Origin of the sequence: Gordonia rhizosphera NBRC 16068, from assembly GCF_000298195.1 — a bacterium.
GTDB classification, from domain to species: Bacteria; Actinomycetota; Actinomycetes; order Mycobacteriales; family Mycobacteriaceae; genus Gordonia; species Gordonia rhizosphera.
In genome coordinates this window covers 1-8,405 of sequence record NZ_BAHC01000089.1, presented here as the reverse complement: position 1 = coordinate 8,405, position 8,405 = coordinate 1, and the positions used below count along the sequence as shown (strand labels likewise).

The 8,405-nt window shown below is 67.3% G+C and carries 8 protein-coding genes; 3 read left to right on the top strand and 5 right to left on the bottom strand.

Annotated features, from left to right (window positions below; translation table 11 throughout):
• Positions 1 to 907 (bottom strand): ATP-binding cassette domain-containing protein (locus tag GORHZ_RS10690; RefSeq protein WP_006332861.1); only part of this gene is annotated, 907 nt, incomplete at its 3' end.
• Between the two features lie 206 nt (positions 908 to 1,113).
• Between GORHZ_RS10690 and GORHZ_RS10685 the strand changes: the two genes are divergently transcribed.
• The gene (locus GORHZ_RS10685) at positions 1,114 to 2,118 is read left to right on the top strand and encodes an enoyl-CoA hydratase/isomerase family protein (RefSeq protein WP_006332859.1); all 1,005 of its coding nucleotides are present in this window, start codon (positions 1,114 to 1,116) and stop codon (positions 2,116 to 2,118) included.
• Between the two features lie 16 nt (positions 2,119 to 2,134).
• On the opposite strand, the gene GORHZ_RS10680 is transcribed toward GORHZ_RS10685, so the two are convergent.
• The 3 genes from GORHZ_RS10680 to GORHZ_RS10670 all read right to left on the bottom strand — a co-directional run bounded on the left by GORHZ_RS10680 (position 2,135) and on the right by GORHZ_RS10670 (position 5,607).
• Positions 2,135 to 2,824, bottom strand: coding sequence for a hypothetical protein (locus GORHZ_RS10680; protein ID WP_006332858.1), 690 nt, complete (start codon positions 2,822 to 2,824; stop codon positions 2,135 to 2,137).
• Between the two features lie 46 nt (positions 2,825 to 2,870).
• Positions 2,871 to 4,478, bottom strand: coding sequence for a peptide chain release factor 3 (locus GORHZ_RS10675; protein ID WP_006332857.1), 1,608 nt, complete (start codon positions 4,476 to 4,478; stop codon positions 2,871 to 2,873).
• A 112-nt stretch (positions 4,479 to 4,590) separates the two neighbouring features.
• On the bottom strand, positions 4,591 to 5,607 hold the full coding sequence (locus GORHZ_RS10670; RefSeq protein WP_006332856.1) for a beta-ketoacyl-ACP synthase III: 1,017 nt from the start codon (positions 5,605 to 5,607) through the stop codon (positions 4,591 to 4,593).
• A gap of 226 nt (positions 5,608 to 5,833) precedes the next feature.
• Between GORHZ_RS10670 and GORHZ_RS10665 the strand changes: the two genes are divergently transcribed.
• The gene (locus GORHZ_RS10665; RefSeq protein WP_006332854.1) at positions 5,834 to 6,859 is read left to right on the top strand and encodes an ATP-binding cassette domain-containing protein; all 1,026 of its coding nucleotides are present in this window, start codon (positions 5,834 to 5,836) and stop codon (positions 6,857 to 6,859) included.
• The gene (locus GORHZ_RS10660) at positions 6,856 to 7,617 is read left to right on the top strand and encodes an ABC transporter permease (RefSeq protein ID WP_006332852.1); all 762 of its coding nucleotides are present in this window, start codon (positions 6,856 to 6,858) and stop codon (positions 7,615 to 7,617) included. Before GORHZ_RS10665 ends, GORHZ_RS10660 begins: the two co-directional genes overlap by 4 nt.
• Positions 7,618 to 7,625: 8 nt before the next feature.
• On the opposite strand, the gene GORHZ_RS10655 is transcribed toward GORHZ_RS10660, so the two are convergent.
• On the bottom strand, positions 7,626 to 8,405 hold a 780-nt coding region (locus GORHZ_RS10655), incomplete at its 5' end, for a 3-oxoacyl-[acyl-carrier-protein] synthase III C-terminal domain-containing protein (RefSeq protein WP_006332850.1).

The following is an 8,405-nucleotide window of genomic DNA, read 5'->3' as shown; positions in this document are numbered from 1 at the left end:
CCTGCGCCGCGTTGCGTCGCATACCGGCGACGATCTTCGGCACCCGCTTCTCGCGTTGCGCCGTCGCCGCATAGCGGGCTCGGCGGTCCAGCTTGATCTGGGCCTCGATCATCTCGCGACGCTGCCGGCGGAGATCGTTCGCGGCGGTCGCCACGGCCGCCTCCGCGGTCTGCTGCTCGGCCGCGACGGTCTCACGGTAGAACGAGTAGGGGCCCCCGAACTGCCGCACCTCGCCGCGGTACAGCTCAAGGGTGGTGTCCACCTGTTCGAGCAGTTCGAGGTCATGACTGACCACCACGACGGTTCCGGGGAACCGCCCGATGACCTCGAACAGCCGGGCACGCGCGGCCGCGTCGAGGTTGTTGGTCGGTTCGTCGAGGAGCAGGACCGCCGGACCCGTCAGCAGCGCGGCGACGATCGCGAGCAGGGTCGCTTCACCGCCGGAGAGGTCTGCGACGATGCGGTCGAGGTCGGTGGGCAACGCCAGCGCGGACAACTGACCGATCGCGCGGTCCTCGACATCCCAGTCGTCGCCGACGATCCCGAAATCGCGTTCGTCGACCGACCCGGATTCGATGTGCCGCAACGCCGCCCGGATGCCGGCGATGCCGAGCACGTCGGCGATCGTCGACGACGGGTCGTCGTGCGGATGTTGTCGGACCATCGCCACCTCGCCACGGATGGCGACGCTCCCGGACCGCGGCGCCAGCTCACCCGCGATCAGGCGCAGCAGCGTCGTCTTGCCCGCGCCGTTGGCGCCGACCAATGAGTACACGGCGTCGGGGATCGACAGCGAGATGCCATCGAAGACGGGGGTTCCGTCGGGCCAGGCGAAGGTGAGGTCCGAGAGCGTGATCGACGGAGAGGGTTGCGTCGTGGACGACGCGATAGGGGAGGGGTGGGCCATGGTTGCTCCTGAGGTGATGGGTGACGGCCGTCCGGCATATCGCCGGGGCGGCAGGTCGGGGCGCACCTCAGATGTTCATGGCTGGCGGATCACTCCTCGGGTCGACGTGATCCCACCGTAGCCGACCATGGTGGGCGGGTGTCAACAGCTTTTTCGCGGGGGATCGTCGGCCCGGCCGGCGTGCCGTGAGGCGCTACCGTGACCACATGTCGTTCATCCACACCTCCGTCACCAACGGTGTCGGCGATATCGTTCTCGACCGGCCGCAAGCCCTGAACGCGCTCGATCAGACGATGATCGACGACATGTACCGGGTGCTGTCGGAATGGGGGGACGACGACGCGATCGAGACGGTGCTCGTCACCTCCGGCAGCGACCGGGCCTTCTGCGCGGGCGGTGACATCCGGGCCATCCGCGACCATGCCATCGCCGGTGAGCACGAGGTGATCTCGCGCTATTTCACGAGTGAGTACCGCCTCGACCAGTTGGTCGCCGAGTATCCGAAACCGTATGTGACACTTGTCGACGGCGCTTCGATGGGCGGCGGTCTCGGGATCAGCGTGCACGGTGAGATCCGCGTGGTCAGCGAACGGGCGCTGCTCGCCATGCCCGAGACGGCGATCGGATTCTTCCCTGACATCGGCTCGACCTACTTCCTGCCGCGACTGCCCGCCGGCGTCGGTATGTGGCTCGGATTGACCGGCGCGCGGGTGCGCGGTGCCGACGCGGTGGAGATCGGGCTCGCAACGCATTTCGTGCCGTCGGCGCAGATGCCGGCGGTTGCCGACGGGATTCGCGGCGGGTCGCCGCTCGGAGCGGTGCTGAGGCCGTTCCGCGACCGCCCGTCGTCGGAGATCCCGCTGCGCAAGGTCGGAGAGTACTTCGCCGATGACAACGTGTCCGGCATCGTCGGCGGACTGCGCGGCGCCGTCGGTGACGAGTGGGCCGAAGAGATGCTCGCACTGCTCGGGCGGGCGTCGCCGACGAGCCTGTGTGTCGCCGCAGCGATGATCGGCGCCGGTGCGCGGTCGACACTCGACGAGTGCTTCGACCGCGAACTGCATGCCGCCGAACAGATCACGTCGACCGCCGACTTCGCGGAGGGTGTCCGCGCGATGCTCGTGGACAAGGACCGCACACCCCGGTTCGCGCCGGCCTCGCTCGATGAGGTCGATCCGGCGGCGGTGGCGCGTATCGTCGGCGCCGGGTGAGCTCAGCCCCGATCACTCAGGGAGTAATGGCGAACCAACCCGACAGCGACACCGCGGCCGGGACGGGTGTGGACTCGTCGGCATCGAAGGAGACGTCGTCGTCGGGGGCGAACGGGTTGGCGTCCCGGCGCGTCGCGGTCGGGCAGGTGAAGCTGCCCGCGGCCCGCACCGACGACATCGCGGTGATCGTCAAGGGGCAGCTCGTCGCGTGGTAGTAGGAGCCGTCGACGGACACTCCGATCTCGGCGCCGAGGGGATCGGTCAGCGGACCGACCCGCGGTCGCACCGTGCCGATCGGAGGGAGCACCCCGCCGGTGAGTTCCCCGGCGAGGAACTCGATCTGCGCACCCTCGGTGCCGGGGCCCTTGAAGACGAAGAGCAGCGAGTCCGGCGGCACCTCCGGGGCCGGGTTGCCCCAGCGTGCGAACCCGTAGCAGGCGTCGTCCACTCCCGACGCGACCGCGGATGTCGGCGGGGTGCCACCGGCGGCGGATTCCGGGTCGGCGACCGCCACCCGGATTCCGCCGGTGTGGAACTGCAGATCGTGGGCGCCGCGGTCGATCCGGCCCGTCGGAGGTGACTCGAGGCAGGCGTCGTCGTCGAGGCGGGCGACCGCGACGGGCGGCGCCGAACTCGACGATGACCCGGATTCCGTTGCGGGCACCGAGGATCCACAGGCCGCGACCAGCGACACCGTGGACAGCACACCGACCAGGATGGCTGCTCGACGCGGTGAACGGGCCCGCGCCGGCTCAGTCCGCAGTGGCGACAAGGGGTTCGAGCGTCAGGTCCGGGTGTTCCTTCTCGATGTACTGCAGTCGCCACTTGTCGCTGAACAGGGCGAGCAGCGCACCGTCGGAACGGGTGAAGACCTCGACCCCGCGCTGCCGGTCGAGTTCGGGAGCGCTCGCGACGTCGGTCCGGCGCGCGAGTGAGTAGCCGAGCGGTTCGATGGTGGTGTCCACGTTGAACTCCGACTTCATCCGCGCGGTCACGACCTCGAACTGCATCGGTCCGACCGCGGCGAGGACCGGAGACGCGTCGCCGCGCAGATCGTTGCGCAGGACCTGCACGACGCCCTCGCTGTCCAGTTGGTCCATCGCCTTGCGGAACTGTTTGTACTTGTCGGCGGTGTTCACCCGCAGCGACGAGAAGTGTTCCGGCGCAAAGGACGGTATCGGCGGGAACTGCACCTTGCGCTCGACGTAGAGGGTGTCGCCGGGGGCCAGGGCCGTCGCGTTGACAAGACCCACCACGTCGCCCGGGAAGGCGACGTCGACGGTGGACCGATCCCGGCCGAACACCGCCTGGGCGTACTTGGTGGCGAACGGTTTTCCGGTCTGGGCATGGGTCACGACCATGCCGCGTTCGAACTCGCCGGAGACGATCCGCATGTAGGCCAACCGATCTCGGTGACTGGCGTCCATCCCGGCCTGCACCTTGAAGACGACCGCGCTGAACGGGTCGGTCACCTCGCGGACCGTTCCGTCCACGTCGAGTCGTCCGGCGGGCGGCGGCGCCAGCTCGACGAGTGTCTCGAGTAGTTGTCGCACACCGAAGTTCAGCATCGCCGACGCGAAAATCATAGGGGAGGTCTGGCCGGCCAGGAACAACTCCTGATCGTGATCCTGCCCCATCTCGGTGAGCAGTTCGCTCTCCTCGACGGCGGCCGTCCACTCGTCGCCCTCGCGCGCCAGCGCGTCGTCGGAGTCCATGATCTCCTCCGGTGCGACCTTTGCTCCACCCGCGGTGCGGGTGAAGTGGATGTACTGGCCGGTGCGGCGGTCGAGCAGGCCGCGGAAGTCGCCGGCGATGCCGACCGGGAAGTACAGCGGCGTGGGGGTGAGGCCGATCCGTTCGGTGATCTCGTCGATGAGTTCGAGTGGTGACTGGCCGGGCCGGTCCCACTTGTTGATGACGGTGATCACCGGGATGCCGCGGTGACGGCAGACCTGGAAGAGCTTGAGTGTCTGCGGCTCCAGACCTTTGGCCGCGTCGATGAGCATCACCGCCGCGTCGACGGCGGTCAGCACCCGATAGGTGTCCTCGGAGAAGTCGGCGTGGCCGGGGGTGTCGACGAGGTTGATGACATTCGGCAGGTCGTCGTCGGAGTGTTCGCCGGAATAGTTGAACTGCAGCGCTGTGGAGCTGACGGAGATGCCGCGGGCCTTCTCCATCTCCATCCAGTCCGAGACCGTCGACTTGCGGCCCGCCTTGCCGTGGATCGCGCCGGCCTCGCTGATCATGCGGGCATGCAGCGCCAGCGCCTCGGTCATCGTCGACTTTCCGGCGTCGGGATGGCTGATGATCGCGAAGGTACGACGCCGCTTCACCTCGCGCGCCACGGCATCAGAACTCACCTGACGAGGCTATCGTTCTCGCCGTTCACAAGGCAAAACGTGCTCTGATGAGAAAAGTTGCGCCATCTCTCGCCGAGTGAGAAATGGCGCAATCGTCGGTAGACGGCGAGGGTTACTCGAACGGAACCGGAGGCATCTTGACGACCTGCGAGGCATAGCTGAGGCCGGCGCCGTAGCCGAGCAGGAGCGCGGTGTCGCCGGGCTTGGCGGCGCCGGTCGACAGCAGCTCCTCCATCGCCAGAGGGATCGATGCGGCACTGGTGTTACCGGTGTGCTCGATGTCGTTGGCGACCACGGTGTCCTCGCGGAGCTTGAGATTCTTGGCGAGCAGGTCGTTGATCCGCGAGTTCGCCTGGTGGGGGACGAAGACGTCGAGGTCTTCGGCGTCGACCTTCGCGGCGTCGAGGGCGCGCTGGGCGACCTTGCCCATCTCGAATGCGGCCCAGCGGAACACCGCGGTGCCCTCCATGCGCAGATAGGGGCGCTGGGTGCGATCGCTGTCGAGGAAGGTCACCCAGTCGATGTCCTGGGCGATGGCGTTGAACTGGGAGCCGTCGCTGCCCCAGACCACCGGTCCGAGCTGCTGGTCCTCGGTGGGACCGACCACGACGGCGCCGGCGCCGTCGCCGAAGATGAAGCAGTTGGTGCGGTCGGTCATGTCCATGGTCACCGACAGCTGCTCGGCGCCGATGACGAGCACATGGGTCGCGCTGCCGCCGCGGATCATGTCCGAGGCGACGGCCATCCCGTAGCCGAATCCGGCGCAGCCCACGGTGATGTCGAAGGCGGGGACGCCGTTGGCGCCCAATTCGGTGGCGACCTTGACGGCGCCCGCCGGGGTCAGCAGCAGGTGGGTGTTGGTGGCGAGGATCACCGCGTCGATGTCGGAACCGGAGAGCAGCGCGTTGGCGATCGCCTTGCGGCCCGCGTTGACGGCCATCTCCATCACGGACTCGTCGCGCCGTGCGAAGCGGCGGGTCTTGATCCCGGTGCGGGTGTAGATCCACTCATCCGAGGAGTCGATGTTCTCGCAGATCTCGTCGTTGGTGACGACGCGCTCGGGCCGGTAGGCACCGATGCTCAGCATGCCGATGTTGTTGATCCCGGCAGTATCCGCGATGACAGCCATGAGTGTCCTTTCACTATGTGACCCGCCATAGACGGTCTCACAAACCGAGGCTACTGGGAAGTAGCCCCGGGTCCGCGGACTGCTCACGACTCTCGAGGGCAGGTGCTGCCGCTCGTTTCGGGAACGAGGACGGGAATTGTCCGCGATGCGATGAATCCTGGGTTCAGCACAGGTCGATCACTGCAAGGCCATATCTCAGATCGTCGTCGAACAGAAGGGGAAAGCGATGATTCATGCGCGTGGGCTCGTCCAGACATTTCACACAGGTCGGGGAAGACAGAAACGGGAGGTCAAGGCGGTCGACGGAGTCGACCTCGACATCGCCGAGGGGGAGGTGGTCGGCTTCCTCGGCCCGAACGGCGCAGGTAAGACGACGACCTTGCGCATGCTGACCACGCTCCTGAGGCCCACGGCCGGCACCGCCACCGTCAACGGCTACGACGTGGTCACCGAGTCGGTGATGGTTCGACGCAGCATCGGGTACGTGTCCCAGTCGGGCGGCGCCTTCAGTCAGGCGCAGGCCGGCGACGAGGTCGTCGACCACGGCATGCTGTACGGGCTGTCACGTGCGGAGGTCACGCGGCGCGGCCGGGAGCTCTTCGCCGAGATGCAGCTCGACGGCCTCTGGGATCGGCAGCCGAAGGACATGTCCGGTGGTCAGAAGCGGCGGCTCGACATCGTGATGGGCCTGGTGCACGACCCGACGCTGGTCTTCCTCGACGAGCCCACCACCGGCCTCGACCCGCAGGCCAGGGCGAACCTGTGGGGACACATCCGGCGGCTGCGCACCGAGCGTGGCGCGACGGTGTTCCTCACCACCCACTACCTCGACGAGGCCGATGAGCTGGCGGACCGGATCCTGATCATCGACAACGGCCGGATCGTGGCTGCCGACACGGCAGACAACCTCAAGGCGCAGGTGTCCGGTGATCTCGTCGACCTCGAGGTCGCCGACGACACCTGGGTGGCCCGGTCGGCGGAAAAACTGGCCTCGATCGCCACGCAGGTCGAGACCGACGGTCGCCATGTCCGCGGCCGGGTCCGTCGAGCGGGTCGTGAGGTGCCGGGTCTGTTGCGAGATCTCGACTCTGTCGGGGTAGCGCTGGATTCCATCGAGGTGATGCGCCCGACGCTCGACGACGTGTTCCTCACCCTCACCGGGCGCTCGCTCCGCGACGCCCAGGACGAAAAACCAGACGGCGAGCAACCGGCCGACGAATCCGTACTCGCCGAAGGAGTGCCGCAGCCATGACCTTCACCCGTGAGAGTTCGATCGTGTTCCGGCGTCAGATCCGGATGAATCTTCGCAATCCCGTCTGGGTGCTCATCGGCGTCTTCCAGCCGGTCTTGTACCTGTTGCTGTTCGGGCCGTTGCTCACGCCGCTGGTGAGTCAGTTTCCCGGTGGCGCCGATAATGCCTACACGTTCCTCGTCCCCGGATTGCTGGTGCAATTGGGCCTGTTCGGTGCGATGTTCGCCGGCTTCAGTCTGATCGGGGAGTGGCGTGAGGGCGTCATCGAGGCCGAACGGGTGACGCCGGCCCGCCGCACCTCACTCCTGATGGGACGTCTGATGCGCGACGTACTGCAGCTGTTCGTGCAGGCCGTGATCCTGGTCGTACTCGGCTTCGTGATGGGAATGCGGGGATCGTTCACCGGGATCGTCGTGGGCATCGCGATCACACTCATCGTCGGCGGCGCATGTGCCGCGTCGTCGAATGCCCTGGCGCTCACCACCAAGGACGAGAACGTGATGGCGCCGGTGATCAACATGGTGCTGATGCCGGTGCTGCTGCTGTCGGGGATCCTGTTGCCGATGACCCTGGGGCCGACCTGGTTGCAGAATCTCAGCAGCATCATGCCGTTCCGGTGGGTGGTGGACGCCGTACGAGCGTCCTTCGCCGGCGACATCGTGACGTCGACCGTCTTCTGGGGTCTGCTGACCGCGGTGATCCTTGGTGCGCTCGCCACCTGGTGGGGGACTTCGGTTTTCCGCAAGGAGAATGCGTAGGCCCGAGCTCAACCCGCTGGTCCGGTGGGCTGCTTGAGACTCGTCTCGACCGGTTCGGGAGGGAGTGTGACGACCGCGCCCGCGTAGCTCAGTCCGGCGCCGAAGCCGAGCAGCAGCGCCGTCTGCCCGCCCTTGGCCTTGCCGGTCGCGAGCATCTCCTCCATGGCCAGGGGTATCGAAGCCGCGGACGTGTTGCCGGTGTTCTCGATGTCGTTGGCCACCGGCACGTGGTCGGCGAGGCCGAGGTTCTTCTTCATCAGCTCGTTGATGCGGGCGTTCGCCTGGTGCGGGACGAACACCTCGATGTCGTCGATGCCGACACCTGAGGTCTCGAGGACCGTCGACAGCGCCTTCGGCAGCGTGATCGCGGCCCATCGGAACACGCGGGGGCCCTGCATGGTGACGACCATCCGGCCTACCGGGTCGGTTTCCGGTGCCATGTGCTGATACTCCTGGGCCCGATCCATGTAGTCGGGGATGTCCCAGTTCTGGCCGATGGCCTCGGCGTTCTCGCCGTCGCTGCCCCAGACGGTCGGGGAGATGCCGTTCTCGCGGCTGGGGCCGACGACCACCGCGCCCGCCCCGTCGCCGAAGATGAATGCCGTGTCCCGGTCGGTCGGGTCCATCACCACCGACATGGTCTCCACGCCGACGACCAGGACGTACTCGGCGGAGCCCGCGCGGATGGTGTCGGCGGCGATACCGAGCCCGTAGCCGAAACCGCCACAGCCGGCGGCGACGTCAAAGGCGGGGATGCCGTTGAGTCCGATGTCATAGGCGACGATGGG

Excerpts from the sequence above, each read along its gene's own strand:
- GORHZ_RS10685 (WP_006332859.1), top strand. The coding sequence starts at position 1,114 with ATGTCGTTCATCCACACCTCCGTCACCAACGGTGTCGGCGATATCGTT.
- GORHZ_RS10660 (WP_006332852.1), top strand. The coding sequence starts at position 6,856 with ATGACCTTCACCCGTGAGAGTTCGATCGTGTTCCGGCGTCAGATCCGG.
- GORHZ_RS10670 (WP_006332856.1), bottom strand. The coding sequence starts at position 5,607 with ATGGCTGTCATCGCGGATACTGCCGGGATCAACAACATCGGCATGCTG.
- GORHZ_RS10665 (WP_006332854.1), top strand. The coding sequence starts at position 5,834 with ATGATTCATGCGCGTGGGCTCGTCCAGACATTTCACACAGGTCGGGGA.